Raw genomic sequence first — 25,864 nt, 5'->3', positions numbered from 1 at the left:
GGGACCTGCTTATTTTGAATATTTGCTGGGGTCTACACCGGCGATCTTCATAGCCGCCTTCTTCTTGCTTTCCAGGCCGGAGAGCTTGGAGTACATGATTTTCTGGGCTTGGGGCGAGCCGGCGCCGTGCATGGACTCCACCAGAGCCACGCCGCCGGTCATGACCTCCACCAGGCGGATCATCCGCATACGGTCCTCGGTGGGCACCGAGGCCACGCCCCGCATGTACTTTTCCACGTACTTGCCGACCTCAGGGCTGCGGAAGTCGGCTTCGGAGGGCAGCGTGGCCAGAATACCACCGCCCACATCCTGGGCCAGGCGGTCGATGTCGTAGATCAGCTTGGTAACGTTGTGCTTACCCACGTTGGCCAGCAGGGGGTCCACATAATAGTTGCCCGCGGCGGTGGGCTTGCCCTCAGCCGAGCAGGCGATGGAGCAGCAGTACAGGGTCTCGGCCAGATGGATCATCTCGTTGAGCTTATCCTTGATGTGGGTGGCCTTGCCATAGCCGCTCATGTCGGCCACGGTGGCGGCGGCGCCGATGACGATGTCGGACACGCCGCCCTTGCAGCCGCCGTAGTTCTGCCGGTGGTAGCAGGCAAAGCGCTCTACCAGCATTCCGGAGAACGGATACTCGCCGCACATAAAGACATTTTCCCAAGGTACGAACACATCCTCCAGGATGGTCAGGCACTCGCCGCCAACCACGCCATAGCGGGCGTTGCCCTGATCAATCTCGCCTTCCAGTTTCCGGTCGTCATTGGTCTGACGGCCGAAGATATGGATGACGCCGGGGGCATCCACGGGCAGCGCGCAGCAGACGGCGTAGTCCTTATCTTCCTCGCCGTAGCCGGAGGTGGGCATGATGAGCATTTCGTGGGAGTTAACCATGCCGGTCATGTGGGCCTTGGCGCCCCGGATGTAAATGCCCTTGTCGTCCTTCTTCACCACGTGGACGAACAGGTCGGGGTCGGCCTGCTGAGAGGGGCGTAGGCTCCGGTCGCCCTTGGGGTCGGTCATGGCGCCGGCCACCATCAGGTCCTCCTCCTGCCAGCGCAGCAGGTACTTTTTCAGGCGCTCGTGGTAGTTGGTGCCCAGCTTCTGGTCCATCTCGTAGGTGACGCTGTAGATGGAGTTGACGGCGTCCAGACCTACGCATCTTTGGTAACATGTACCAGTGTTTAGGGAAATCATGCGCAGCATCTTGACCTTTTTCACCAAATCATCTACACTTTGATGGATGTGTGTGAACCGATTGATCTTTTTCCCGGTCAGATGGGAGGTAGCGGTCATCAGATCCTCAAACTGGGGGTCCTCCGCCAGTTCATAGGTCATGGCGGCAGAGTTGACATGGCCTTTGATGAAGGGGTGGTCGATCACGTCCTTGCTGTCCAGGAGCTGTCCTTTGATGTACACCTTGATGTTGCGGTTGCGCAGGCTGTCTCTATACTCTTGTCCCGTTTTCATGCTGTTACCTCCGTTTAATTTTTTGGAAAGTGGATTTGTCGGCCTGCCCAAGATATAAGCAAATCGTGTGCCAACCGCAAAAAACGGGAACCCCGGCGTCGTACCGGAGTTCCCGTTTCTCCCAATTCATTTGTCAGGTTCCCGGGCCGGAGATTGCCTCCTGGCCACGGTATTTTTCCAGCTTGCGATACAGCACCGATTTGTGGAGCCGCAGGCGTCCAGCGGCCTTGGAAACACTGCCGCCGCATGCGTCAAGCGTCTCCAAAACGAGCTGCTTTTCATAGGCCTCCACGGCGGCGCGCAGGGAGACGCCCTCCCGGACCGGAGCGGAGGCCGGGTCTGTACGGTCCTGCGCCTCCAAGGAGGTCTCCGGCCCGGCGCCGCGGAAGGACAGGGTATTGTCCCCGCTCTCGAATTCCAGAATATCGGTGGGCGAGGTAATGAACAGCCGCTCGATCACGTTGCGCAGTTCCCGGACATTGCCGGGCCAGCGGTAGTGCTCCAGCCGCCGGATGGCGGAGTAGGACAGGATTTTTGTTTTGTTGTATTTTTTATTGAGTCTGCTGAGGAAGAACCGGGCCAGCGGCACGATGTCCTCCCGCCGCTCCCGCAGGGGCGGGATTTCCACGGAGAGGATGTTTAGACGGTAGTAGAGGTCGCTGCGGAACAGGCCCTGGGCGCACATCTCCTCCAGGTTCCGGTTGGTGGCCGCCACCAGCCGAAAATCCACCTTTTTGCTGCTCTCCGAGCCCAGACGGGTGACCTCCCCCGTTTCAATGACGCGCAGGAATTTGGCCTGGATCAAAAGGGGCATTTCCCCGATTTCATCCAGGAAGATGGTGCCGCCGTCGGCCAACTCGAACACACCGGCCTTGCCCTCCTTGTTGGCTCCGGTGAAGGCCCCCCTGGCATAGCCGAAAAACTCCGATTCCATCAGGCTCTCCGGGATGGCCGCGCAGTTGACTGGAATAAAGACCCCGCCGCTACGCGAGCTCTGGTTGTGGATGTATTTGGCAAGCACCTCCTTGCCGGCGCCCGTCTCCCCCGTCAGCAGGATGTTGCTGTCTGCGGGGGAGATCCGGGTCAGAAAGGCCAAAATGCCCTTCATAGCCGCGCTCTCTGCAATTACTGTGGCGTTATTGGACATTTTGGAGGACAAGAAGTCCAGCAGTTCTATGGATTTTTGCCTGGATTCCATCATCTCGCGGGCCACCAGTTCAGTGATCTGCTCGTTGAAACTGACGGCCACCACCAGCGCCACCTCGCCGTTTTCGTCCAGGACTGGATTGGACACCGTCAGGATGGGCATCTTCATTTTGCCCCGGACGTATTTGATGCTCAACTGCCGGGTCTCAAAGGCCTGGATACTGGCTGAGTTGAGGATATAGCCCTCCTCCGCCAGACCCATCAGGTTGGCTCCGCTCAAGCGTTCCTCGGGGATGTCCAGGGCGGAGCAGACCACGTCGTTGTAGTAGACCACGTTGCGGTTCCGGTCGCAGATTAGAAGGGTCCCTTTCATGTGGTTCAGGGCCTTCACCAAATTTTCCAAACCGAATTCTTCACGGCGCATGAGAGCCCCTCCTCTTGGCTGCAAAATCGTCTCACTTCTGCGACGATTCGCAAAATCACGAAATCAGAACCGTCTCACTTTTGCAATTTTTGGCTCGATTATACACAGATGATCCAGAAAAGTCAACCGTTGTAATTTCATATTTGGCAAAATTACTCATAGTAAATGGCTTGCCCTACGGCGCATGACTTTGCATAGAAGAGGTGGGCCGCGGGTCTTTTTGGGCGCAGGAATGTAGTTTGGCACAGATCTTGCATCTAAAATTCCATGAATGCATGCATCGCACATAGTACCAAAACTGAAATGGAGGAGATCATATGGGTTACCTGCTCAACGAAGACCAGCAAGCCATCGTCAGCTCCGTCAAGGCGTTTATGGAAAAAGAAGTGGCGCCGGTCTGCGCCGAATGCGACCGCTCGGGCGAGCTGCCCATGGCCGCCTATGACAAGGCGCTGGAGATGGGGCTGCACTGCATGGAGATTCCGGAAGAGTTTGGCGGCGGCGGCATCGACTATATGACTGTGGCGGCTGCCTGTGAAGAGATGGGCAAGGTAGACGCGGGGTTCGCCACCACCATGGGGGCCACCGGCCTGGCCATCAAGCCGGTCCTTCTGGCCGGCACTGCCACCCAGAAGCAGATGTACTCCGACATCCTCACACAGAAGAAGTTTGCCGCCTTCTGCCTCACCGAGCCCATGGCCGGCTCTGACGCAGGCGCCTGCACCACCACCGCCATCCGCGATGGAGACGAGTACATCATCAACGGCTCCAAGTGCTTTATCACCAACGGCGGGATCGCTGATGTGTACGTGGTTTTTGCCAACGTGGACCGCTCCAAGGGGCTGAAGGGCCTGACCGCTTTTATTGTCGAGCGCAGCCGCCCCGGCGTGAGCACCGGCAAGGAGGAGGATAAGTTCGGCATCCGCCTGTCTAACACCTGCGATGTGATCTTTGAGGATGTCCGCGTGCCCGCGGCCAATCGGCTGGGCGAAGAGGGCGAGGGCTTTAAGATCGCCATGCGCACCCTGGATCTGTCCCGCCCCTTCATCGGCGCCATCGCCGTGGGCATCTCCCAACGGGCCCTGGACGAGGCCGTGAGCTACTCCAAGACCCGGGTGACCTTTGGAAAACCCATCGCCAAGCAGCAGGCGCTCCAGTTCATGATGGCCGACATGGATATGCAGACCGAGGCCGCCCGACAGACCGTGATCTACTGCATCGACCGCATCATGATGCACCTGCCCTACTCCCGTGAGGCCGCCATCTGCAAGTGCTTCGCCGGCGACACCGCTGTGAAGTCTGCGCTGGATGCCATCCAGATTCTGGGCGGCTACGGCTACTCCAGGGAGTACCCGGTGGAAAAGCTTCTTCGGGACGCTAAGATTTTCCAGATCTTTGAGGGCACCAACCAGATTCAGCGCGTGGTCATTGCGGGCCAGCTTCTGAAATAATGCCCGCCCCATCCCCCTGCGCGTCAGCAATACGAGATAAGGAGGATGTATCATGAATCAGCCAAAGCCCAACGCCACCCTGTTTATCATCATCAACATCATATTCTTTGCGTTTAACTTTCTGGTCATTCCCATCCTGCCCAACCCCATCCTTTTTGGCTGGCTGAGCCTGCATTATCTGCTGTTTTTCGGCACCGCCCCCATCGGCTCTCTCATCTGGGGCGCCTACTTCATCCAGTTTTTTGCCCGCCAGAAAGATATTTGACCCCCTGCACCGTTCCAACGAAACATGGAGGAGGTATAACGCAATATGAATATGTACGCAGTTTTTACGCTGGTGCTCTGCGGAGTTTATGGCGTCTTCATGGTCATTCAGGGCCTGGCCAACTACCGAAAGACCAGCGGCTCGACCGAGACCTTCTACAACGCCGACCGCGGCGTCAACACCTTTATGCTCGTCTGCTCCACTGCCGTATCGGTGTTCAGCGGCCTGGCCTTCTACGGCTGGCCTTCTTCGTCCTATAAGCTGGGCGCCGGCTACATCTCCGGTATGGGCGCCTTCTGCGTTGGCCTGGAGTTCGCGGTGATTGGCTACCGCCTGTGGCTCCTGGGCAAGGAGTATGGCTTTACAACACCGATTGATTTCCTGCGCAGCCGCTATTATTCCGAGAAGTACGGCGTGTTCTGTGCGATTCTCATGGTGGCCATGATTGTGCCCTATGTGGCTCTGCAGCTCATCACCATTGGCGATGGTATGAACGTCTCAACCAAGGGCTTCGTGCCCTACTTCCTCGCGGTACTCTTTGCCTGCGCCATCATCTGTTTCCATGTATTCGGAGGCGGCATGAAGGCGGTGGCCTGGATGGATACCTTTAACTTTATCTTGGGTGTGGGTACCCTGTGGGTGCTGGTCGTCGTCCTGGTGGTGCGGAACTTCGACGGCGGTATGGTAGGGGTTTACGAGGCCATCAAGAACGATCCAGTGTCCGTGGCCAACTTAGGGGCGCCGGGTGCCACCGGCTACTTCACCATCCCCGGCATCATCAACCAGGCCCTTACCGCCTCGGTCGCCACGATTGTGTGGCCCCACATCTATTCCCGCTGCTACATTGCAAAGAGCAAGAAGAACTTTGAGGTCATGGCGTGGGGCCTGCCGCTGGGCTACCTGATGACCTTCACCGGCCTGATTCTCATCGGTATTTACATCGGCCCCGGCATCCTGGGCTCCGGCTTTGACAAGGCGGACTCTCTAGTGCCCTATCTGGCCACAAACTTCGCGCCCCCCATCGTCAGTGCCGTCGCCATGCTGTGTCTCTTCGCCTTTGCTATCTCTACCGGCGAGTCAATGCTTCTGTCCGGTACGGCCATGGTGACCAAGGACCTGTTTGTTCGGCATCGTTTCCTGCTAAAAGGACTGCCTGCCGACGACAAAAAGGTAGTGCATTGGACCCGCATCGTGGTAATCATTATGATGATCGGTATGCTCATCATCGTCTGGCTGCGGCCGGCTGCCATCGTGGATTACGCCTACAAGCTCTCCTCCCCCTACTTTGCCATGGTCATGCCCGCCACCATCGGCGGCCTGTTCTGGAAAAAGGGGACCAAGGAGGGGGCCTGGGCGGGTACCATCGTGGGCTGCATCATCGTCACCCTTGGCACGTTCTTCATTAAAAATCTGCCTCTGGGTTTGTCTGCGCTCTCCTGGGGCCTGCTCATCAACGCCGTCCTCTACATCGTGGTCAGTCTGTGCACCAAATGTCCGGAGGAGATTGCAGACAAGTACATTACCCGGGTGGAAAATTACATCAGCGCCGGTACCGATATGGATACAATTGTGGGCAATACCATCTTAGCCTCCACCTTCCGTCCTGAGCAATTGGCCAGCAAGCGCTGATAGGAGGGATACTATGACCACTCTGACGGAGAAGACCTTGTTTTCCATCTATGGCGTCTCAATCGAGCACCCCAAGGACTGGAAGATCTTTTTCAATCCAAAGCGCACCTTTGACTATACCACGGGTTTTTTCCGTATTGAGGACTACATCCCCAAAAAGGGAGCCCAGGTTTCCCTGAGTATCAATTGGGAGAAGGTCCCCGGCGACAACGAGAGCTTTGCCCGCCAGTACTGCGACAACATTTTGATGCAGTATCAAAGGCAGATGAAAAAAGCACCGTTCCAGGTGGAGACCATGGAGGTCATTGACTTCATGGACGGGAAAGCCGCCTATATCGTGTCGGAATACCGAGCCAGCCCGGGTCTGGTCAAAAAAAAGACCGACGGTTCCGTACGGACCATGCAGTTGGCCTTCTATGACGAGAACTCCGGTCGGGCTGTGGTCAGCTCGGTGATCGGGCTGCCGGACAAGGTAACTGAGGAAGAGGATTTTCTGCGGGAGCTGGTATTCTCCGTCAGATGTGCATCCCATGAGCCCTGAACCATCAAGGAAGGACCGGGTGGCTGCCCGGTCCTCTCATTTTGGTGCTGCCAATACACAAAAGGGCCCTGGAGAATCATTCTCCAGGGCCCTTTTGTAAGGAGGCTGGCCATAAGCTCTAGAGCCGGTCATTGGAGAAGGCCCGGTTCCATGCACCGGTCGGCGCCCACACGTCCAGGCTATCTGCGCAGTTCAAAAAGCGGAACAGCCTTCTTTTTTATGGAAGTATGTGCAGTTCCGGCATATTAAACGCGTGGAGGAACAGCTCGCCTCCAGCGGCCGGAACATAGCCGAGAACGCACTCGCGTCCTGCCAAATCTTAATCGCAGTTTTTAGGTCGTCACCGGCCAAACACCCCGCGCTTACCGAATGTTCTCTCTGAAGGGAAGCGGGCAGTGAAGGCGTATTCCTTGCCGCCCGCATCCGTTTCTTGTATGTGGGAGCGCATTCGCCCCCCAAATTCCGGCTAAAAGACGTAAAAAGCCCAGGAACCATATGGTTCCTGGGCTTTTTCATGGTGGACGATACAGGACTTGAACCTGTGACCTCCCGCACGTCAAGCGGATGCTCATACCAGCTGAGCTAATCGTCCGAAGCGCAAAAATCATTATAGCGGATTGGTAAGGGCTTGTCAAGGCTTTTTTCACAAGAGGGTGGTCAACCGGCGTGAAAGCTGGTATACTGGGAAAAATGACGTAAAAGTGAGGGATGACTGTGAGGACGCGCGTCTGGAGCCGTTGGGAGCTGGACCCACACCTGCCGGAGGCGGCTACGGAGCTCCGCATGACCGAATTTCCGGCGGCGGGGGAAGAAAGCGAGTGGAGTGTGCTCCTGCTGCCCGGCGGGGCCTATCGGATGACGGCTCCCCGGGAGGGGGCACCGGTGGCTGCCGCCTTTGCGGCGGCCGGAATCCACGCCTGGGTGCTGGACTACAGTGTGGCGCCCGACCGCTGGCCTCAGCCCTTTCTGGAGGCTGGGGCGGCTTTGGCGCGCATCCGGAGAGGACGGGGCGGCCGGGTGGCGGTGTGCGGCTTTTCCGCCGGAGGCCATCTGGCAGGCTGTCTGGCCAACCTCTGGGGCAGTCCTGTGCTGGAGGAGCGCCTGGGCCTGCGCCCGGCGGAGGCCCGACCGGACGCGGCCATCCTCGGCTACCCGGTCGTCACCGCCGGGGCGTTCGGGGCTGCAGACTGCTTCCGCACGTTGACGGGAGCGGACGACATGGCGGAGATACCGCCGGAGCTCTCGCTGGAGAACAGCGTGACCGCCGGAAATCCCCCCGCGTTTCTTTGGTGTACCGGGACCGATGACCGGGTTCCGGCGGAAAACACCCTGCTCTATGTGGCGGCGCTGCGTCGGGCGGGGGTCCCCTTTGAACTGCACCTCTACCCCGACGGCCCTCACGCCATGGCCCTGGCCGACCGGCGGACGCAGGGGCGGCCGGAGCAGCAGGACCCCCATGTGGCCACCTGGTTCCCCCTGTGCCTGGAGTGGCTGAAAGGACTGTGAAGGAAATGAAAACGGCATTGATTACCGGCGGCAGCCGGGGCATAGGCGCCGCCACGGCCCGGACGCTTGCCCGGGCGGGCTACGCGGTAGCCATCAACTATCACCACTCCCGACGGGAGGCAGAGGACCTGGCGGCGGAGCTGGCGGCGGAGGGCCGCCCAGCTCTGGCGGTGCAGGCCGACGTCTCCGACCCGGAGCAGGTCCGGCGTATGGTTGACAATGTGTTGGATAAATTTTGTCAACTTGACATTTTGGTATGCAACGCAGGGGTGGCCTCCCAGGGACTTTTGTGTGAAACAAGTGATGCAGATTGGCGCAGGCTGATGGGAGTGGACCTGGACGGAGTATTCTATTGCTGCCGGGCAGTCTACCGCCATATGGTGGCGCGCAAGACGGGGCGCATTGTCACCGTCTCTTCCATGTGGGGGCGCTCCGGGGCCTCCTGTGAGGCGGCCTATTCCGCCGCCAAAGCGGGCGTCATAGGGCTAACCAAGGCCCTGGCCCGGGAGTTGGGGCCCTCCGGCATCACGGTGAACTGCGTGGCGCCGGGGGTCATTGACACCGACATGAATGCCCATCTGCCTCCCGGGGACCTGGCCGTTTTGGCGGAGGAGACCCCTTTGGGCCGCCTCGGCGCCCCGGAGGAGGTGGCACGGGCAGTGCTGTTCTTGGCCTCCGAGGGGGCGGATTTTATTACCGGACAGGTGCTGGGCGTGGACGGCGGCTTTCTGATCTGACCGGAAATGAAGGACGGAAGGGCAACTTTGTCATTTCTGCTTGAAATATTCTGTGCGGAAAAGGCCTTTTGGCGGAAACGACGGTTGACAATTTTAGAAGGGGAGCTTATAATTGTCAACAATCCCAAAGGAGGTAGTATGAAATGAAGAAGTTCCGTGTTTTGTCTCTTGCTCTCGTGGCTGCCATGTGCTTCTCCCTGCTGGCCGGCTGCGGCGGCGGTAGCTCCGCCAGCCCCTCGCCGTCCGCCTCGGCTCCCGCGGCGTCTCAGCCTGCCGAGACCGGCTCCACCGGCGAGAGCGGTGAGATCACCATCGCCCTGATCACCAACACCACCGGCGACTATGCCCAGTATGGCATTCCGGTCCATAACGGCGCCAAGCTGTACATTGATCAGCTCAACGCCAACGGCGGCATCAACGGCAAGACCATCAAGGTCCTGGAGTATGATGACAAGGCCGACGGCATCGAGACCGTCAACGCCTTCAACCTGGCCATGGACAACGGCATCACCGCCGTCATCGGCTCCGTGCTCACCGGCGCCACCATCGCCCTGGCCGATGCCACCTACGAGGTCAACATGCCCCAGATCACCGCCTCCGCCACCGCGGCCGGCGTGACCATGATCGACCCCGAGGACGAAAACAGCGAGATCCGCACCAACGTGTTCCGCTCCTGCTTCATCGACCCCTTCCAGGGCGAGAAGATGGCTGACTACGCCTACAACAAGCTGGGCGCCAGGACCGCGGGCATCCTCTTCGAGACCGGCAACGACTACTCTGAGGGCCTGAAGGACGCCTTTGTGGAGAAGGCCGCCGAGCTGGGCCTGGAGGTGGTGGCCACCGAGGCCTTTGCCACCGGTGACAAGGATTACAAGGCCCAGATGACCAACATCGCCTCCAAGAACCCCGACGTGGTGTTCTGCCCCATTTACTACGGTGAGGCCGGCCTGGCCATCACCCAGGGCCGTCAGGCTGGGATCACCGCCACCTTCCTGGGCGGCGACGGCTTCGGCGGCATCAGGGACTACGCTTCTCCCGAGGATCTGGAGGGCACCGTCTACTGCTCCGGCTACGCCCCCGGTACCGAGTCCGTGGCTCAGTTCGAGGCCGACTACCAGGCCACCTATGGCGAGCCTGTGCCCAACATGTTTGCCCCTCTGGCCTATGACGCCGCCATGCTGATGTGCAATGCCCTGAAGTCCGCTGAGGACGCCGGCCTCACCGCCGGTACCGACGAGTATAAACAGGCCGTCATTGACGCTCTGGCCGCCAACGACGGCACGGAGGGCATCACCGGCTCCTACACCTTCGATCCGTACAACAATCCCATCAAGTCCGCCGCCATGATCCAGCTCCAGGGCGGCGAGGAGAAATTCACCGAGCTGTACTAAGCCCGACGCAAGCCACTGCAGTGCGGGGGGAAGTGCTCCTTCCCCCCGCATTGTCCTTGCATACGGGACAGGCAACACGGACGTCCAATGGGCGTCTCCACGGTGTCCGGACCGTGGGGGCGGCCACTGGCCGTCCGTATCAAAGGTCTCAGCCGGGGCCGGACCAGGCCCCGCCGTCTGAAGAGAAAGAAAGGACGTGACGCACGGATGTCCCTCGTGATCGCCCAAATCATCAACGGGCTCCAGACCGGCTCCATCTTTGCGCTGGTGGCCCTGGGCTACAGCATGGTGTACGGCATCATCCTGCTGCTCAACTTTGCCCACGGCGACATCATTATGGTAGGCGCCTACATGACCTTCTACGCCATTACCACCTTCCACCTCCACCCGCTGCTGTCGGTGGTGTTGGCAGTGGTGGTAAGCACCCTGCTGGGCGTGGTCATCGAGAAGGTAGCCTACACCCCCCTGCGCTCCGCTCCCCGTCTCAGCCTCCTCATTACCGCCATTGGCATCTCCTTCCTGCTGGAAAACGGGGCCCAGCTCATTTTTGGAGCCGACTCCAAGAGCATGGACCCCATGGTCACCGGCAACCTGAGCGTGGGCGGCATTAGTATCAGCTATGCGGCCCTGATCACCATCCTGGTCTCGGTGGCGGCCATGCTTCTGCTCACCTTCCTGGTGCAGGGGACCAAGCTGGGCAAGGCCATGCGGGCCGTGTCCGAGGATATGGGCGCCGCCCAGCTCATGGGCATCAACATCAATAAGACCATCTCCTTCACCTTTGCCGTGGGTTCCGCACTGGCGGGCATCGGCTCGGTGCTGTACATGTGTGCCTACCCCCAGGCCAGCCCCACCATGGGCTCCATGCTGGGCCTGAAGGCCTTCGTGGCCGCCGTGCTGGGCGGCATCGGCTCCATTCCCGGGGCGGTCATCGGCGGCTTCGCCATCGGCATGGCCGAGGCGCTGGTCTCCGCCGCGGGACTGTCCGTGTGGAAGGACGGCGTGGTTTTTGCCATCCTGATCGTGGTCCTGCTGGTCAAGCCCACGGGCATCCTGGGCCGGCCCATCACGGAAAAGGTTTGAGGAGGTGGGCGACATGAAACAAAAACGCATTTCCATGCCCGTCCGCTATGGGATCAACCTGGTGCTGACCATCGCCCTGTGGGCGGTGCTCTTCGGCCTGATCCGGAGCGGGTCCATCACCAATTACTGGTCCGGCATCCTCGTCACCGTGGGCATCAACATCATTTTGGCCGTCTCCCTGAACATGGCCACCGGCTATCTGGGCCAGCTTCCCCTGGGCCACGCCGGCTTTATGGCGGTGGGCGCCTACACCGGCGGCATCTTTCTCAAGTCCACCCCCGTGGACGAGCTGCTCAAGGCGGGCAATACCGCCGGCTGCCTGCCTTATATCGTCGCCGCTCTGCTGCTGTCCGGTATCATGGCGGGTATCTTCGGCCTCATCATCGGCATCCCCGCCCTGCGGCTGAAGGGCGACTATCTGGCCATCATCACCCTGGGCTTCGGCGAGATCATCCGGGTGGTCCTGACCAACATCGACTCGGTGCTGGGCTTCAAGTTTACCTACGGCGCCGCCGGCCTCAAGCGCATCCCCAAGATCTCCAGCTTCACGCTGGTGTTCCTCTGCGTGGCTCTTACCTGCCTGATCATCCACATGGTGATGAAATCCCGCCACGGCCGGGCCATCCTGTCCATCCGGGAGAATGAGATCGCCGCCGAGTCCTGCGGCGTCAACACCACCTATTACAAGGTCATGGCCTTCGTTCTGTCCGCCTTCTTCGCGGGCATCGCCGGCTGCCTGTACGCCGGATATCTGGGCTCCCTGTACCCCTCCACCTTTAAATTCATGAAGTCCATCGAGATCCTGGTCATGGTGGTGCTGGGCGGCATGGGCTCCATGCTGGGCTCCGTCCTGTCGGCCACGGTGCTCACCATTCTGCCTGAGCTGCTGCGCTCGGTGGCGGACTACCGGATGGTGGCCTACTCCCTGCTGCTGGTGCTGATGATGATCTTCCGCCCCAAGGGCCTCATGGGCACCTATGACTTCTCCCTGTCCCGCATCTTGGAGAAGCTGATGAACGGCGGGACCAGAACGGGAAAGGAGGGGGCTCAGAAATGAGTGCAGCCGCCAATCGACGCATACCCGAGGCCAAGCTGGTGCCGGTGCCCAACCCCAACATCATCCCAGAGCGGGACGTGGACAAGAGCCCCATCCTCGAGTGCCGCCACCTGGGCATCGACTTCGGCGGCCTGACCGCCGTCAACGACTTCAACATGGCCATCGGCCGCACCGAGATCGCCGGCCTGATCGGCCCCAACGGCGCGGGCAAGACCACGGTATTCAATCTGCTGACCAAGGTGTACCACCCCCCCCGGGGCACCATCCTGCTGGACGGCCACGATACCGCCGGTCTGAACACCATCCAGGTCAATAAGCTGGGCATCGCCCGCACCTTCCAGAACATCCGCCTGTTCAAGAGCCTGAGCGTGCTGGACAACGTGCTCATCGGCCTGCACAATGAGATGGACTACCGCCTGCCGGCGGCCATCCTCCGTCTGCCGGGCTACTGGCGGGGGGGGGAGATTGCCCGGGGGCGGGCCATGGAGCTGCTGAGCATCTTTGACATGCAGGACCTGGCCGGCCACGAGGCGGGCAGCCTGCCTTACGGCGCCCAGCGGCGTCTGGAGATCGTCCGGGCCCTGGGCACCAACCCGTCCCTGCTGCTGCTAGACGAGCCGGCGGCGGGCATGAATCCCTCCGAGACCAGTGAGCTGATGGACAACATCGTCAAGATCCGGGATACCTTCCAGATCGCCATCATGCTCATCGAGCACGACATGAGCCTGGTCATGGGCATCTGCGAGGGCATCTGCGTGCTCAACTTCGGTCAGGTCATCGCCAAGGGTACCGCCGAGGACATCCAGAACAACCCAGAGGTCATCAAGGCCTACCTGGGCAGCAACAAGGAGGGATGACGCCATGATGCTCAATGTGGAAACCATCAACGTGTACTACGGCGCCATCCACGCCATTAAGGACGTGTCCTTCCACGTGGAGGAGGGGGAGATCGTCACCCTCATCGGCGCCAACGGCGCGGGCAAGTCCACCATCCTCAAGACCATCTCCGGCCTGCTCCACACCAAGACCGGCGGGATGGAATTTCTGGGCAGGCCCCTGGCGGGGATCAAGCCCCACAAGATCGTGGAGATGGGCCTGGCCCATGTGCCCGAGGGGCGCCGGGTGTTCACCCAGATGTCGGTGGAGGAGAACCTGGAGATGGGCGGCTACACCCGGCCCAAGAGTGAGCTGGACGAGAGCATGGAAGTGGTGTACCAGCGCTTCCCCCGCCTGAAGGAGCGGCGCAGACAGGTGGCCGGCACGCTGTCCGGCGGCGAGCAGCAGATGCTGGCCATGGGCCGGGCCATCATGTCCAAGCCCAAGCTGCTGATGCTGGACGAGCCCTCCATGGGTCTGGCCCCCATCCTGGTGGACGAGATCTTCGACATCGTCAAGACCCTCCACGCGGGTGGCACCACCATCCTGCTGGTAGAACAGAACGCACAGATGGCCCTGTCGGTGGCCGACCGGGGCTACGTGCTGGAGACGGGACGCATCGTCACCTCCGGCACCGGCACCGAGCTCCTGGCCGACGAGGCGGTCAAAAAAGCATACCTGGGCGGCTGACGCCCGTTCGACAGTCCGGCGGGCCGCAGGCCGCCGGACTGTTTGTCTTTGGAGAGGAAGAAAATCCCATGCCCAATTACTTTGCACATCTGACCTTTGGCGCCAGGGTCCTGGCCCAGCTCCCGGAGGAACTCCGGACCTCGCTGGAGGGGGAGCGGGCGGCCTTTGATCTGGGCTGCCTGGGCCCCGACCCTCTGTTTTTCTACCATCCTGCCACCGGCAACCCGGCCCGGCGGGAGGGGCTGAAGATGCACAAATGCTCCGCCCTGCCCGCCTTCCGGCGGCTGCGGGCGGCGGTGGAGGAGTGCGTGCCCATGAGCCGGGGCTACGCCGCCGGATTTTTGTGCCATTTGGCGCTGGACAGCACCTGCCACCCCTATGTGGAGGCCCGGGCCGCCCGGGGGGAGCTGGCCCACCTGGCCATGGAGGCGGAGTTTGACCGGCTGCTGATGGAGCGGGCCGGACTGGACGCCCGGCGGGCGCATCTGCCGCCCCCCGCCGGGGAGGCGGTCTGCAAGGCCGCGGCGCTGGCCTATGGTACGGCGGGGCCGGCGGAGTTCCGAAAGGGCTATCTGGCCATGCGGCGGGACACGGCGCTGCTGGCCCGGGTGAGCGGTACCCGGGCCGGTCGGGCGGCCGACCGGCTGTGTGGGCGCCTCCCAGTCCTGGCGGGGGCCAGAGGAATGATCCTGGAGGCCGTCCCCGCTCCGGCCAGCGCCGAGAGCAGCCGAGTCCTGGGGAGGCTGCTGGAGCGGGCGGTCCCGGTGGCGGCAGAACAGATCGGCCGTTTCTTTGCCGCAGTGGAGGAGGGCGCCCCCCTGGACCCCTGGCTGGACCGGGACTTCGGCGGCATGGCCTACCGGAAGACGGAAGCGGCGCCCCAGTCGGCCCCCGCTTGGTAAGGTGAGGGGAGGAGAGAAGCGGATGACATCCCGGTTTGTAGCGGCCGCCGACAGCGCGGCCCTGCTGGAGATTCTGGCGCTCCAGGGGGTCAAGACGGTCTGCGGCGGGGTCACGGTGCCCAACGGGAAGAGCGGGGGGCTCCACCAGGCCATGGGATTCCGGCGGCTGGTGACCTACCGCAGCACAGGCTTCCCGTGCGACTGGTGGCGCGATGTGGCCTGGTTTGAGAAGAACATCGCCCCCTCCGCCCCATCGGTTCGGTCCCGGCGGAGCGTCTGGAGGCCATCCTGAAAAAAGCATGAACATGCGCCCGCCCGGTTGAAAGCCGGGCGGGCGCATGTTTTCTATCCGGGAAGCGCTTCCAGAGCCTCCAGCAGGAAGGTAACGGGCCGGATGCCGTCGGTGCAGCATACCACGCTCACCCCGTCCCGCTTCTGCCAGGGGGTGCAGGTGGCCCCGGCGGAGAGGGCCGAGACGCTCCGGTAGACGTCGATCCAGGCCCAGGGGCAGAAGCCCTCCGGCATCTCCGCTCCGCCGGTGTAGAGGAAGGTGTCGCCCACCTGATAGAAAGCGCATTCCACGTCCTTCCCGTCGGTGAGGTATCGTTCCGCCAGGTCCTCGTTGAGCTGTTTGCGGAGCACGGTGATTTTCACATTCTTCATTCCATCCGTTCCTTTCTCCCGGCGGGGGCCGGGTCCGTTTGAAATTCCGTCATGGTGTTCCAGTAGCGCTTGGGCATGTGGGTCATGCGGCATTTGGGATTGCGGCGCTCCTCGATGGCGATGGTATCGTAGAACCGCCGCCACAGCCGCCGGTAGTCCCGCTCGGCCTGGTTGGGGGCGGCCACCTCGAACCGGTCCAGGGGGACGATGGCCCACCGCCCGGGCTGGTAGAAGAGAGCCTCCCGGTGGGTGCGGTCGTAGATGACGAAGCGCTCCCCGGAGTACCGGGCGCAGAAGTGGGGCCGCAGCAGGGGGAGGACCCGGTTTTTGGGCTCGATTTCGGCCACCAGGGCCCCCTCCTGCTGGGAGAAGCGGACAAAGCCGCGCAGCAGGTGGACCTCCCCATTCAGGTGGAGCAGGGCGGTGTGCAGGGCGGCCACCCGGGGATCGGTCAGGTCCCGTACCGCCGCCGGGCCCACGCTGTAGCCCAGCCGGATAAAGTCGTAAAGCCGCCGTTCCTTCTCCGGCATGCAGGTGAGAAAGCCGCGGACCACCCAGCGCTGGGCCTCCAGGCAGATGCGCCGGGCCAGGGAGCGGTAGACCCGCTCGGCGTGCTCCCGGCAGGTCTCCACCGCCCGGTCGGGCCACAGGGTGAGGCGGGGGTCCTCCGCCATGGCGAAGCAGACGGGCAGCTCCCTGCGGACGTAGCTCTCGTAGACGCAGCAGAGGAATCCGGCAAAGCTGCCGTCGTAGGTATACTGGAACTGGGGCCATTGGGACATGGGGCACCTCCTAACCGGTGGGGTGAAACAGAGAGAGCTGCTCCGGGGCGGGGCCTGCCAGGGCGGGCTGCTCCAGCGCCACCAGACGGCGCAGGACGCCGTCCGGGCGCACCCGGCTGAGGCCGGGGAGCATCCGTCCGGAGCAGGTGAGGAAATACTGAGCCCGCTTGAGGACCACGCCCAGCCGCTTGAGTCCCTCGAAGGTGAGGGGCCCCACCCGCCGGGCGGTGAGGATGCGCCGGGCTGAGCGGACGCCGATGCCCGGGACCCGGAGCAGAATCTCATAATCGGCCCGGTTGACCTCTACCGGAAACTGCTCCAGGTGGTTGAGGGCCCAGGAGCATTTGGGGTCCACCCGGGGGTCGAAGTCGGGGTGAGCCTCGTCCAGCAGCTCGGCGGCGGTGAAGTGGTAGTAACGCAGGAGCCAGTCCGCCTGGTAGAGCCGGTGCTCCCGCAGCAGGGGCGGCTGAAAATCCCGCCGGGCGGGGAGAAGGGCGCTGTCCGACACCGGCAGATAGGCCGAGTAAAAGACCCGCTTGAGCCGGTATTTCTGGTAGAGGGCCTCGGTGAGGCGGAGGATGTGCAGGTCGGTCTCCGGGGTGGCGCCGATGATCATCTGGGTGGACTGGCCCGCCGGGGCGAATCGGGGGGCGCCCCGGTACTGTTTGAGCTCCTGGCTGGAGCGGGCCACCCCGTCCCGGATCTGCCGCATGGGAGACAGGATGGCGTCCCTCTTCTTGTCCGGGGCCAGCAGGGCCAGGCTCTGCTCCGAGGGCAGCTCGATGTTGACGGAGAGCCGGTCGGCCAGCAGGCCCAGCCGCCAGGTCAGCAGCGGGTCCGCCCCGGGGATGGCTTTGGCGTGGATGTACCCGGCGAAGCCGTAGTCCTGCCGGACGATACGCAGAGTCTCGATCATGCGCTCGGTGGTGTAGTCCGGGTTTTTCAGCACGGCGGAGGAGAGGAACAGCCCCTCGATGTAGTTGCGGCGGTAGAACTGGATGGTGAGCTCGGCCAGCTCCCGGGGCGTGAAGGCGGCCCGGGGCACGTCGCTGGATCGGCGGTTGACGCAGTACTGGCAGTCGTAGACGCACACGTTGGTCAGCAGGACCTTGAAAAGGGTGACGCAGCGGCCGTCGGCGGAAAAGGAGTGGCAGCACCCTGCCAGCACCGTGGAGCCCAACCGCCCCGGCCGCCCGGCCCGGTCCAGGCCGCTGGAGGTGCAGGCGGCATCATATTTGGCCGCATCGGTGAGAATGGTCAGCTTGTCCAGCAGCTCCACGGGCTGCGCCCCCTCCCAATAGAACATTTGTACCATTATTATAACTCGAACAGGCGTTTTGTCAAGAGGGAAAAAATGGAGTGCCGGAGGGCGGCCCCGCACTGCGGGGCCGCCCTCCGGCATGTGGGAAAGCGTGGCATGGGGAAGGGAAGGGGAGGCGGGGTCAAAGGGAAATGACAGTGCCGGTTCGGCCGGCAATGCCGTCCTTGGCTTTTTCCAGCAGTGTGATGAGCGCGGTGCGCCCAGGTTTGGACTCGGCAAACTGGACGGCGGCCTGCACCTTGGGAAGCATGGAGCCGGGGGCGAAGTGCCCCTCGCCCATATAGATCCGGGCCTGGTCGGGAGTCAGGCGGTCCAGCCACTTCTGTTCCGGTTTGCCAAAGTGCACCGCCACCTTTTCCACGGCGGTGAGGATGATGAGGCAGTCGGCGTCCAACTGCTGGGCCAGAGTGCAGGAGGCGAAATCCTTGTCGATGACGGCGGCCGCGCCCTTCAAATGGTGTCCCCGGGTCTTAAAAACGGGGATGCCGCCGCCGCCGCAGGCCACCACCACCAGGCCGGCCTCCACCATGTCCCGGATGGACTCGATTTCCACGATGGACTGGGGCCGGGGGGAGGCCACCACCCGGCGGTAGCCCCGGCCGGCGTCCTCGATGACGTCATAGCCCCGCTCGGCCACCATGCGTTCGGCCTCCTCCCGGGTCATAAAGGCCCCGATGGGCTTGGTGGGGTGCCGGAAGGCGGGGTCGTCCGGGTCCACCTCCACCTGGGTCAGCACCGTGGCCACCCCCTTGGAGATGCCCCGGTCCAGCATCTCCTCCCGCAGGCCGTTTTGCAGATCATAGCCGATGTAGCCCTGGCTCATGGCTACGCAGACAGACAGAGGACAGGGAATATACTTGTCAGGGTCAGAGCGGGTCAGCTCGGTCATGGCCTTCTGGATCATCCCCACCTGAGGTCCGTTTCCGTGGGCGATGACCACCTGGTGCCCCTCCTGGATGAGGTCCACGATGGCCCGGGCGGTCTGCTTTACGGCGACCATCTGCTCCGGCAGGTTGCTGCCCAGCGCGTTGCCGCCCAAGGCGATAACGATTCGTTTACCCATATTTCGATAATACCTCCTGTATTGCAGTAAAAACAGACATGACCCGCCCCGGCGCGGTGGAGGGAGGGGCGGGTCATGGATGGAGCAAGAGGAAATTACTTCTGGAACCAGCGGGCGGCGGCGCGCTCTTCCAGGGCCTTCAGGGTGGCCTGGGGGTCCTTTACCTTGGCTAGGAAGATCATGGCCGCGATGACGTAGGGCTTGAAGCTGGCCTCCTGATACAGGGGGGTGCGGTAGCGGTCAAAGACGCTGGCCTCCACCTCGCCGTCCACGCAGGACACGCCGTTGATGTCGGCGGGCAGGCAGTGCAGGTACAGGGCCTTGCCATCCTTGGTGGTCTTCATCAGCTCCTCGGTGCAGCACCAGTCCTTGTGCTGGGCATTTTGGGCCAGAAGCTCCTGCTCCAGGGCCTGGATGCCCGCGCTGTCGCCCTGGGCGTACAGGTCGGTGCGCTTCTCCATGGCGGCGAAGGGGGCCCAGCTCTTGGGGTAGACGATGTCGGCGCCGGCAAAGGCCTCGGCCATGGAGTTGGTCTTGGTGAAGGTGCCGCCGGTCTTGGCGGCGTTGGCCCGGGCCACCGCCTCCACCTCGGGCATGACCTCATACCCCTCGGGGTGGGCCAGCACCACGTCCATGCCGAAGCGGGTCATCAGGCCGATGACGCCCTGGGGCACGCTGAGGGGCTTGCCATAGCTGGGGGAGTAGGCCCAGGTCATGGCTACCTTTTTGCCCTTCAGATTCTCCACGCCGCCGAACGTATGGATGATGTGCAGCATGTCGGCCATGCACTGGGTGGGGTGGTCGATGTCGCACTGGAGGTTCACCAGGGTGGGCTTCTGCTCCAGAACCCCGTCCCGGTGGCCCTCGGTGACGGCGTCCACCACGTCGTGCATGTATTGGTTGCCCTTGCCGATATACATGTCGTCCCGGATGCCGATGACGTCGGCCATGAAGGAGATCATGTTGGCCGTCTCGCGGACGGTCTCGCCGTGGGCGATCTGGCTCTTGCCCTCGTCCAGGTCCTGGACCTCCAGACCCAGCAGGTTGCAGGCGCTGGCAAAGGAGAAACGGGTGCGGGTGGAGTTGTCCCGGAACAGGGAGATGCCCAGACCGGAGTCGAACACCTTGGTGGAGATGTTGTGCTCGCGCATATAGCGCAGGGCGTCGGCCACGGTAAACACGGCTTCCAGCTCGTCGTCGGACTTCTCCCAGGTCAGGAAGAAGTCGCCCTCGTACATCTCCCGGAAGTTGAGCTTGTTGAGCTTGTCAATATACATCTGAAGGGTCTGATCCATAATGGCATTCTCCTTTATTCTTTGTTTAGCGGATGTCGTTGTCGGTGAGGGTGGCGCGGAACTGGGTTGCGTCGCCGGTCTTGTTCTCCTCTTTGTAGAGGCCGGGCACAGCGGCGTACAGGGCGGCGCAGGTCACCAGGTCCTGCTTCCAGGTGATCTCGTTGGGGGCGTGAGCCTGGCTTTCGGCGCCGGGGCCGAAGCCCACGCAGGGAATGCCGTACCGGCCCTGGATGGCCACGCCGTTGGTGGAGAAGGTCCACTTGTCGGTGAGGGGGCGGCCGGCGCGCAGGTGCATGGCGTCCCGGGCGGGATCGGCGTCGGCATGGCCGATGCGCTCCGCGCCGAACAGGGCGTGGTGGGCGTCGGCCAGGGCCTGGACATGGGCGGCGCTGGCCTTGTTGATCCAGGTGGGGAAGTAGCACTCGGTCTCATATACCTCGCCAGTCCAGGAGGGCCGGTCGTACATATACATGGACACGGATACGTCCTGGCCATACTTCTTCACGCTGGGCAGGTCCCGGATCTCCTGGAGACAGGAGTCCCAGGTCTCGCCGGCGGTCATGCGGCGGTCGATGGAGATGGCGCAGGAGTCGGCCACGGCGCAGCGGCTGGGAGAGGTGTAAAAAATCTGAGAGGTGGTGCAGGTGCCCCGGCCCAGGAAGCGGGCGTCCTCGTAGTGCTCGGGGTTGTACTTGGGGTCCAGCATTTTTACCAGGCCCTTGATCTCCACGGTGTCGTCGGCGGGGTTTTCGTTGAGGGCGCGGACATCCTGGAGAATGTCGGCCATCTTGTAGATGGCGTTGTCGCCCCGCTCGGGGGCGGAGCCGTGGCAGGACACGCCCTTCACGTCCACCCGGATCTCCATGCGGCCCCGGTGGCCGCGGTAGATGCCGCCGTCGGTGGGCTCGGTGGAGATGACGAATTCCACCTGCTCCTTCTGGATGCGGTTGGCGGGGAAGAACTGGTTGACGATGTACTGCCAGCACATGCCGTCGCAGTCCTCCTCCTGCACGGAGCCCACCACCATGATCCGGTAGCCGGCGGGGATGAGGCCCAGATCCTTCATGATCTTGGCGCCGTAAACGGCGGAGGCCATGCCGCCCTCCTGGTCGGAGCCGCCGCGGCCGTAGATCACCGCGTCGTCCTCGTAGCCCTCGTAGGGGTCGTGGGTCCAGTTGCCGCGGTTGCCGACGCCCACGGTGTCGATGTGGGAGTCGATGGCGATGATCTTGTCGCCTTCGCCCATCCAGCCGATGACGTTGCCCAGGCCGTCCACTTCCACCTTGTCGTAGCCCAGCTTCTCCATCTCGGATCGGATGCAGGCCACGACCTCCTTCTCCTCGCAGCTCTCGCTGGGATGGGAGATCATGGCGCGGAGGAAACGGTTCATGTCGGCGCTGTAGCCTGCGGCAGCCGCCTTGATTTTCTCAAAGTCCATTTGAAAGCCCTCCATTGATCGTATCAATTTTAATTGTACCACAGATTTATACGGTGGGGTACTCCCCATCCCAGAGCACTTTGCGGAATTTCATGGGGTCGGTGTTGCCCTCGGTGGAGAACAGCAGCACCTGGCTGAAGCGGTCCAGCCCGATGACGTCCCGCAGGTCCCGGTACTCGTCGGTCTCCATCAGAGCGGCGATGAGACCCATGCCCACCGCACCGGACTCGCCGGAGATGACCACCGGGTCCCCCTTCACCGGTACGCCCAGCATCCGCATCCCCCGTGCGCTGACCCAGTCGGGGCAGGAGACAAAGGCGGTGGTGTGGTTGCGCAGGATGTCCCAGGACAGGGTGTTGGGCTCGCCGCAGGCCAACCCGGCCATGATGGTCTGGAGATCGCCCTCCACGATCCGGGGTGCTCCGTCCCCGGCCAGGGCCCCCCGGTAGAGGCAGTCGGCCGCCCGGGCCTCCATCACCACGAACTTGGGAGGATCGTTGGGAAAAAGGTTGGTGTAGTATCCGATGACCGCGCCGGCCAGGGACCCGACTCCCGCCTGGACGAACACGTGGGTGGGCCGGTTGATTCCCATCTGCCGGAGCTGGTCGGCACTCTCGCTGGCCATGGTGCCGTAACCCTGCATGATCCAGGAGGGGATCTCCTCGTAGCCGTCCCAGGCGGTATCCTGCACGATGACGCCGTGCTCGGTCCCCGCGGCCTCTGCGGCGGCCATGCGCACGCACGCGTCGTAGTTGACCGCCTCGATGGTGACGGCGGCGCCCTCGCGGGCGATGTTGTCGAACCGGGCCCGGGAGCTGCCCTTGGGCATATGTACCACGGCCTTCTGCCCCAGCTTGTTGGCCGCCCAGGCCACGCCCCGGCCGTGGTTGCCGTCGGTGGCGGTGAAGAAGGTGGCCTGGCCGAACGCCTGCTTCAGCCGGTCGCTGGTCAGGTAGTCATAGGTCATCTCGGACACGTCCCGGCCCATCTGCTGGGCGATGTAGCGGGCCATGGCGAAGGAGCCGCCCAGCACCTTGAAGGCGTTCAGACCAAACCGGAAGGATTCGTCCTTTACAAACAGCCCGGCCAGCCCCAGGTAGCGGGCCATGCCGTCCAGCCGGGCCAGGGGGGTCACGCTGTACTGGGGAAAGCTGCTGTGGAAAAACCGCGCCTTGGCCACATTGGCCAGGGACATGATCTCCAACTGCCGGTCCCCGCTGGGTGGCATATGGTTGTCGGTCCACCGGATTTGCTCTCTCATGCCGTCGTCTCCTCCCAATCATCATGAGACCTAAAAAATTTTCTGGTTCGTTCTGGCCCTATCATAACACGCCTGCGCCGCAAGTCAAGGGGTAAACTAAAAAATTTTTGTTACACCAAAAAGTTTTTTAGATTTTTGGTAATTTTGACGGATGTTCTTTCCTTGCCTTTGTGTATTTTCGGTGTTAAGCTAGAGGCAACGGAAGCATACGTCCGGACAAAAGGAGGGCCCGACATGTTCACCTTTACGGTAAACGGCAAATCGGTATCCACAGACAAAGAGGAAAAGCTCATCACCTTTTTGCGGGAGGAGCTGCTGCTCACCTCGGTGAAGAACGGCTGTTCCGAGGGCGCGTGCGGCACCTGCACCATCCTCATCGACGGCAAAGCCACAAAGGCCTGTGTCCAGAAGACCTCCAAAATGGAGGGCAGGAGCGTCATCACCTGCGAGGGCCTCACCGAGCGGGAGAAGGACGTGTACGCCTATGCCTTCACCCACTGCGGCGCGGTCCAGTGCGGCTTCTGCACCCCCGGTATGGTCATGAGCGCCAAGGGCCTGATCGACGCCAGCCCGGACCCCAGCCGGGAGGAGGTCCGCTTCGCCCTGCGCAACAATATCTGCCGCTGCACCGGCTACAAGAAGATTGAGGACGCCGTGCTCCTGGCCGCCCGGATCTTCCGGGAGGGGGAGGCCGTCCCCCACGAGGACTTCTCCGGCCGGGTGGGGGAGAACCTGCCCCGGGTGGACGCTCCGGACAAGGCTCTGGGCGTGGCCGAGTACACCGACGACATCCACCTGCCGGGCATGCTCCACGGCGGAGCGGTACGCTCGGAGTACCCCAGAGCCATCGTCAAGTCCATTGACACGGCCGAGGCCAGGGCCCTGCCCGGGGTGCGGGCGGTGCTCACCGCCGCCGAGCTGCCCGGCCAGGTCAAGGTGGGGCACCTCAAGCGGGACCAGTGGGTGCTGGTGCCGGTGGGGGAGGAGGTCCACTTCTGCGGGGACCCCATCGTCCTCATCGCCGCCGACACGCCCGAGCTCCTCAACCAGGCCCGGGCCCTGGTGAGGATCGAATACGAGGTGCTCCAGCCGGTGCTCTCCATCCAGGAGGCCATGGCCCCCGGCGCTCCGCAGATCCAGCCCGACGGCAATCTGCTCACCCACGAGCATCTGGTTCGCGGCAACGCCGAGGAGAAGCTGAGGCAGTCCAAATATGTGGTGACCCGGAAATACCACACCCCTCCCACCGAGCACGCCTTCCTGGAGCCGGAGTGCGCCGTGGCCGCGCCGGAGAAGGGCGGGGTGGTGATCTGGTCCGCCGACCAGGGCATCTACCAGACCAAGCGGGAGTGCGCCGATGCCACCGGCCTCAACCCCGACCTGGTGCGGGTGGCGGCCAAGTCCGTGGGCGGGGGCTTCGGCGGCAAGGAGGACATGTCCGTCCAGCACCACGCCGCCATCCTGGCCCTGCTGACCCAGCGGCCGGTCAAGGTCTGCTGGAGCCGCAAGGAGTCCATGCTCTGCCACCCCAAGCGCCACGGCTTTGAGATGGAGATTACCACCGGCTGCGACGAAAACGGCATTCTGACCGCCATGAAGGCCGTCCTGCTCACTGATACCGGAGCCTTCGCCTCCCTGGGCGGACCGGTGCTCCAACGGGCCTGCACCCACGCCGCCGGGCCCTATAACTACCAGGACATCGACATCGACGGCAAGGCCTACTACACCAACAATCCCCCCTGCGGAGCCTTCCGGGGCTTCGGCGTCACCCAGAGCGTCTTTGCCGCCGAGTGCAACCTGAACCTGCTGGCCGAGCAGGTGGGCATCTCCCCCTTTGAGATCCGCTACCGCAACGCCATCCGACCCGGCCAGACCCTCCCCAACGGCCAGATCGCCGACGCGGGCACCGCCCTGGTGGAGACGCTAGACGCCGTGCGGCCCTACTACGAGGCCAACCCCAAGGCGGGCATCGCCTGCGCCATGAAGAATTCCGGCCTGGGCGTGGGCATCCCCGACACCGGCCGCTGTACCCTCCACGTGGAGAAGGGCGCGGTCCATATCCGCACCTCCGCCGCCTGCATCGGCCAGGGCATGGGCACCGTCACCTGCCAGATCGTCTGCGAGACCACCGGCCTGCCCCCGGAGCAGGTGGTGTGGGATGCCCCCGACACCTCCATCGCCCCCAACTCGGGCAACACCACTGCCTCCCGGCAGACCCTGTTTACCGGTGAGGCCACCCGCCGCGCCGCCGTGGAGCTCAGCGCCGCTCTGGCCGGAGGGCGCACTCTGGCCGACGTGGAGGGAGTGGACTTCCACGCCGAATACACCGGCATCACCGACAAGCTGGGCTCCCCCAAGGAGCACCCCGTCAGCCACATCGCCTATGGCTACGCCACCCATCTGGTGGAGCTGGACGCCGAGGGGAAGGTGGCGCGGGTGATCGCCGCCCACGACGTGGGCCGGGCAGTCAACCCGGTCAGCGTGGAGGGCCAGATCGAAGGGGGCGTGGTCATGAGCCTGGGCTACTCCCTCACCGAGGATTTTCCGCTGGAGAACGGCCGCCCCAAGGCGGTGTACGCCTCCCTGGGCCTTTTCCGGGCCAACCAGACTCCACCGGTGCAGGCGGTCATCGTGGAGAAGAACCACGACCCGCTGGCCTGCGGCGCCAAGGGCATCGGGGAGATCTGCTCCATCCCCACCCCGCCGGCGGTACAGCTTGCCTATTACCATTACGACGGGAACTTCCGCACCGCCCTCCCCCTGGAGGACACCCCCTACCGCAAAAAGAAGGCGTGAGAAACGGGCCTCTCCCAAGCTTGGGAGAGGCCCGTTTCCTATGGGAAGAAGTTGGGATTGACATAGACAAGGGGATCGCC

23 protein-coding genes and 1 tRNA gene are annotated in these 25,864 nt (G+C 62.8%); 14 read left to right on the top strand and 10 right to left on the bottom strand.

The window, feature by feature from the left end; all coding sequences use genetic code 11:
* Positions 1–9 precede the first annotated feature (9 nt).
* Positions 10–1,467 (bottom strand): 4-hydroxyphenylacetate 3-hydroxylase family protein, encoded by a 1,458-nt coding sequence (locus BN2154_RS14325; RefSeq protein WP_050619424.1) that lies wholly within the window; start codon positions 1,465–1,467, stop codon positions 10–12.
* Positions 1,468–1,600: 133 nt separating this feature from the next.
* Positions 1,601–3,037 (bottom strand): sigma-54 interaction domain-containing protein, encoded by a 1,437-nt coding sequence (locus tag BN2154_RS14320; RefSeq protein WP_050619423.1) that lies wholly within the window; start codon positions 3,035–3,037, stop codon positions 1,601–1,603.
* Between the two features lie 317 nt (positions 3,038–3,354).
* Between BN2154_RS14320 and BN2154_RS14315 the strand changes: the two genes are divergently transcribed.
* Genes BN2154_RS14315 through BN2154_RS14300 form a run of 4 tightly spaced genes read left to right on the top strand, consistent with a single transcriptional unit; the run spans position 3,355 to position 6,923 of the window.
* Positions 3,355–4,488 carry an acyl-CoA dehydrogenase family protein gene (locus BN2154_RS14315; RefSeq protein WP_050619422.1) on the top strand — a complete coding sequence of 378 codons (1,134 nt, stop codon included), beginning with the start codon at positions 3,355–3,357 and terminating at the stop codon, positions 4,486–4,488.
* A gap of 52 nt (positions 4,489–4,540) precedes the next feature.
* Positions 4,541–4,753 carry a hypothetical protein gene (locus tag BN2154_RS14310; protein ID WP_050619421.1) on the top strand — a complete coding sequence of 71 codons (213 nt, stop codon included), beginning with the start codon at positions 4,541–4,543 and terminating at the stop codon, positions 4,751–4,753.
* A 45-nt stretch (positions 4,754–4,798) separates the two neighbouring features.
* A complete protein-coding gene (locus BN2154_RS14305; RefSeq protein ID WP_050619420.1) occupies positions 4,799–6,382 on the top strand; it encodes a sodium:solute symporter family protein in 1,584 nt (527 codons plus the stop codon).
* Positions 6,383–6,395: 13 nt separating this feature from the next.
* A complete protein-coding gene (locus BN2154_RS14300) occupies positions 6,396–6,923 on the top strand; it encodes a hypothetical protein (protein WP_050619419.1) in 528 nt (175 codons plus the stop codon).
* A gap of 515 nt (positions 6,924–7,438) precedes the next feature.
* Here the strand turns inward: BN2154_RS14300 and BN2154_RS14295 are convergent.
* Positions 7,439–7,515 (bottom strand) — tRNA-Val (locus BN2154_RS14295).
* 122 nt (positions 7,516–7,637) lie between these two features.
* Here BN2154_RS14295 and BN2154_RS14290 point away from each other — a divergent pair.
* The 9 genes from BN2154_RS14290 to BN2154_RS14250 all read left to right on the top strand — a co-directional run bounded on the left by BN2154_RS14290 (position 7,638) and on the right by BN2154_RS14250 (position 15,457).
* Positions 7,638–8,429 carry an alpha/beta hydrolase gene (locus tag BN2154_RS14290; RefSeq protein WP_195892363.1) on the top strand — a complete coding sequence of 264 codons (792 nt, stop codon included), beginning with the start codon at positions 7,638–7,640 and terminating at the stop codon, positions 8,427–8,429.
* Positions 8,426–9,166 (top strand): elongation factor P 5-aminopentanone reductase, encoded by a 741-nt coding sequence (gene ymfI / locus BN2154_RS14285; protein ID WP_050619417.1) that lies wholly within the window; start codon positions 8,426–8,428, stop codon positions 9,164–9,166. The genes BN2154_RS14290 and ymfI overlap by 4 nt, the downstream gene beginning before the upstream one ends.
* Positions 9,167–9,309: 143 nt before the next feature.
* The gene (locus BN2154_RS14280; protein WP_050619416.1) at positions 9,310–10,557 is read left to right on the top strand and encodes an ABC transporter substrate-binding protein; all 1,248 of its coding nucleotides are present in this window, start codon (positions 9,310–9,312) and stop codon (positions 10,555–10,557) included.
* 207 nt (positions 10,558–10,764) lie between these two features.
* Positions 10,765–11,640, top strand: a complete 876-nt coding sequence (locus BN2154_RS14275; RefSeq protein ID WP_050619415.1) for a branched-chain amino acid ABC transporter permease — start codon at positions 10,765–10,767, stop codon at positions 11,638–11,640.
* 13 nt (positions 11,641–11,653) lie between these two features.
* Positions 11,654–12,697 carry a branched-chain amino acid ABC transporter permease gene (locus BN2154_RS14270; RefSeq protein ID WP_050619414.1) on the top strand — a complete coding sequence of 348 codons (1,044 nt, stop codon included), beginning with the start codon at positions 11,654–11,656 and terminating at the stop codon, positions 12,695–12,697.
* Positions 12,694–13,554, top strand: coding sequence for an ABC transporter ATP-binding protein (locus tag BN2154_RS14265; protein ID WP_094762530.1), 861 nt, complete (start codon positions 12,694–12,696; stop codon positions 13,552–13,554). The genes BN2154_RS14270 and BN2154_RS14265 overlap by 4 nt, the downstream gene beginning before the upstream one ends.
* A gap of 7 nt (positions 13,555–13,561) precedes the next feature.
* Entirely contained in the window at positions 13,562–14,263 is a 702-nt protein-coding gene (locus tag BN2154_RS14260) for an ABC transporter ATP-binding protein (RefSeq protein ID WP_050619654.1), read from the top strand.
* 68 nt (positions 14,264–14,331) lie between these two features.
* On the top strand, positions 14,332–15,165 hold the full coding sequence (locus tag BN2154_RS14255; RefSeq protein ID WP_050619413.1) for a zinc dependent phospholipase C family protein: 834 nt from the start codon (positions 14,332–14,334) through the stop codon (positions 15,163–15,165).
* Between the two features lie 22 nt (positions 15,166–15,187).
* Positions 15,188–15,457, top strand: coding sequence for a GNAT family N-acetyltransferase (locus BN2154_RS14250; protein WP_050619412.1), 270 nt, complete (start codon positions 15,188–15,190; stop codon positions 15,455–15,457).
* A gap of 53 nt (positions 15,458–15,510) precedes the next feature.
* Here the strand turns inward: BN2154_RS14250 and BN2154_RS14245 are convergent, their stop codons facing one another.
* The 7 genes from BN2154_RS14245 to dpaL all read right to left on the bottom strand — a co-directional run bounded on the left by BN2154_RS14245 (position 15,511) and on the right by dpaL (position 22,988).
* A complete protein-coding gene (locus BN2154_RS14245; RefSeq protein WP_050619411.1) occupies positions 15,511–15,828 on the bottom strand; it encodes a TIGR04076 family protein in 318 nt (105 codons plus the stop codon).
* Positions 15,825–16,610, bottom strand: a complete 786-nt coding sequence (locus tag BN2154_RS14240; RefSeq protein WP_050619410.1) for a TIGR03915 family putative DNA repair protein — start codon at positions 16,608–16,610, stop codon at positions 15,825–15,827. The genes BN2154_RS14245 and BN2154_RS14240 overlap by 4 nt, the downstream gene beginning before the upstream one ends.
* A gap of 10 nt (positions 16,611–16,620) precedes the next feature.
* Complete coding sequence (locus BN2154_RS14235) at positions 16,621–17,889, bottom strand: putative DNA modification/repair radical SAM protein (RefSeq protein WP_050619409.1); 1,269 nt, start codon at positions 17,887–17,889, stop codon at positions 16,621–16,623.
* A 163-nt stretch (positions 17,890–18,052) separates the two neighbouring features.
* Positions 18,053–18,994: a carbamate kinase gene (arcC, locus tag BN2154_RS14230; protein ID WP_050619408.1), complete on the bottom strand. Its 942-nt coding sequence runs from the start codon at positions 18,992–18,994 to the stop codon at positions 18,053–18,055.
* A 95-nt stretch (positions 18,995–19,089) separates the two neighbouring features.
* Positions 19,090–20,289 (bottom strand): knotted carbamoyltransferase YgeW, encoded by a 1,200-nt coding sequence (gene ygeW / locus BN2154_RS14225; RefSeq protein WP_050619407.1) that lies wholly within the window; start codon positions 20,287–20,289, stop codon positions 19,090–19,092.
* 25 nt (positions 20,290–20,314) lie between these two features.
* A complete protein-coding gene (locus BN2154_RS14220; RefSeq protein ID WP_050619406.1) occupies positions 20,315–21,727 on the bottom strand; it encodes a YgeY family selenium metabolism-linked hydrolase in 1,413 nt (470 codons plus the stop codon).
* A 46-nt stretch (positions 21,728–21,773) separates the two neighbouring features.
* Entirely contained in the window at positions 21,774–22,988 is a 1,215-nt protein-coding gene (gene dpaL / locus BN2154_RS14215; protein ID WP_050619405.1) for a diaminopropionate ammonia-lyase, read from the bottom strand.
* A gap of 234 nt (positions 22,989–23,222) precedes the next feature.
* On the opposite strand from dpaL, the gene xdh reads away from it, so the two are divergent.
* The gene (gene xdh, locus BN2154_RS14210; RefSeq protein WP_050619404.1) at positions 23,223–25,784 is read left to right on the top strand and encodes a selenium-dependent xanthine dehydrogenase; all 2,562 of its coding nucleotides are present in this window, start codon (positions 23,223–23,225) and stop codon (positions 25,782–25,784) included.
* The last annotated feature ends 80 nt before the right edge of the window (positions 25,785–25,864 follow it).

Source organism: Intestinimonas massiliensis (ex Afouda et al. 2020) (assembly GCF_001244995.1).
Taxonomy (GTDB): Bacteria; Bacillota; Clostridia; order Oscillospirales; family Oscillospiraceae; genus Intestinimonas; species Intestinimonas massiliensis.
This window is presented reverse-complemented; position numbering and strand designations above follow the sequence as displayed.

Excerpts from the sequence above, each read along its gene's own strand:
- BN2154_RS14325 (WP_050619424.1), bottom strand. The coding sequence starts at position 1,467 with ATGAAAACGGGACAAGAGTATAGAGACAGCCTGCGCAACCGCAACATC.
- BN2154_RS14320 (WP_050619423.1), bottom strand. The coding sequence starts at position 3,037 with ATGCGCCGTGAAGAATTCGGTTTGGAAAATTTGGTGAAGGCCCTGAAC.
- BN2154_RS14315 (WP_050619422.1), top strand. The coding sequence starts at position 3,355 with ATGGGTTACCTGCTCAACGAAGACCAGCAAGCCATCGTCAGCTCCGTC.
- BN2154_RS14310 (WP_050619421.1), top strand. The coding sequence starts at position 4,541 with ATGAATCAGCCAAAGCCCAACGCCACCCTGTTTATCATCATCAACATC.
- BN2154_RS14305 (WP_050619420.1), top strand. The coding sequence starts at position 4,799 with ATGAATATGTACGCAGTTTTTACGCTGGTGCTCTGCGGAGTTTATGGC.
- BN2154_RS14300 (WP_050619419.1), top strand. The coding sequence starts at position 6,396 with ATGACCACTCTGACGGAGAAGACCTTGTTTTCCATCTATGGCGTCTCA.
- BN2154_RS14280 (WP_050619416.1), top strand. The coding sequence starts at position 9,310 with ATGAAGAAGTTCCGTGTTTTGTCTCTTGCTCTCGTGGCTGCCATGTGC.
- BN2154_RS14275 (WP_050619415.1), top strand. The coding sequence starts at position 10,765 with ATGTCCCTCGTGATCGCCCAAATCATCAACGGGCTCCAGACCGGCTCC.
- BN2154_RS14270 (WP_050619414.1), top strand. The coding sequence starts at position 11,654 with ATGAAACAAAAACGCATTTCCATGCCCGTCCGCTATGGGATCAACCTG.
- BN2154_RS14265 (WP_094762530.1), top strand. The coding sequence starts at position 12,694 with ATGAGTGCAGCCGCCAATCGACGCATACCCGAGGCCAAGCTGGTGCCG.
- BN2154_RS14260 (WP_050619654.1), top strand. The coding sequence starts at position 13,562 with ATGCTCAATGTGGAAACCATCAACGTGTACTACGGCGCCATCCACGCC.
- BN2154_RS14255 (WP_050619413.1), top strand. The coding sequence starts at position 14,332 with ATGCCCAATTACTTTGCACATCTGACCTTTGGCGCCAGGGTCCTGGCC.
- BN2154_RS14250 (WP_050619412.1), top strand. The coding sequence starts at position 15,188 with ATGACATCCCGGTTTGTAGCGGCCGCCGACAGCGCGGCCCTGCTGGAG.
- BN2154_RS14245 (WP_050619411.1), bottom strand. The coding sequence starts at position 15,828 with ATGAAGAATGTGAAAATCACCGTGCTCCGCAAACAGCTCAACGAGGAC.
- BN2154_RS14240 (WP_050619410.1), bottom strand. The coding sequence starts at position 16,610 with ATGTCCCAATGGCCCCAGTTCCAGTATACCTACGACGGCAGCTTTGCC.
- arcC (WP_050619408.1), bottom strand. The coding sequence starts at position 18,994 with ATGGGTAAACGAATCGTTATCGCCTTGGGCGGCAACGCGCTGGGCAGC.
- ygeW (WP_050619407.1), bottom strand. The coding sequence starts at position 20,289 with ATGGATCAGACCCTTCAGATGTATATTGACAAGCTCAACAAGCTCAAC.
- BN2154_RS14220 (WP_050619406.1), bottom strand. The coding sequence starts at position 21,727 with ATGGACTTTGAGAAAATCAAGGCGGCTGCCGCAGGCTACAGCGCCGAC.
- dpaL (WP_050619405.1), bottom strand. The coding sequence starts at position 22,988 with ATGAGAGAGCAAATCCGGTGGACCGACAACCATATGCCACCCAGCGGG.
- xdh (WP_050619404.1), top strand. The coding sequence starts at position 23,223 with ATGTTCACCTTTACGGTAAACGGCAAATCGGTATCCACAGACAAAGAG.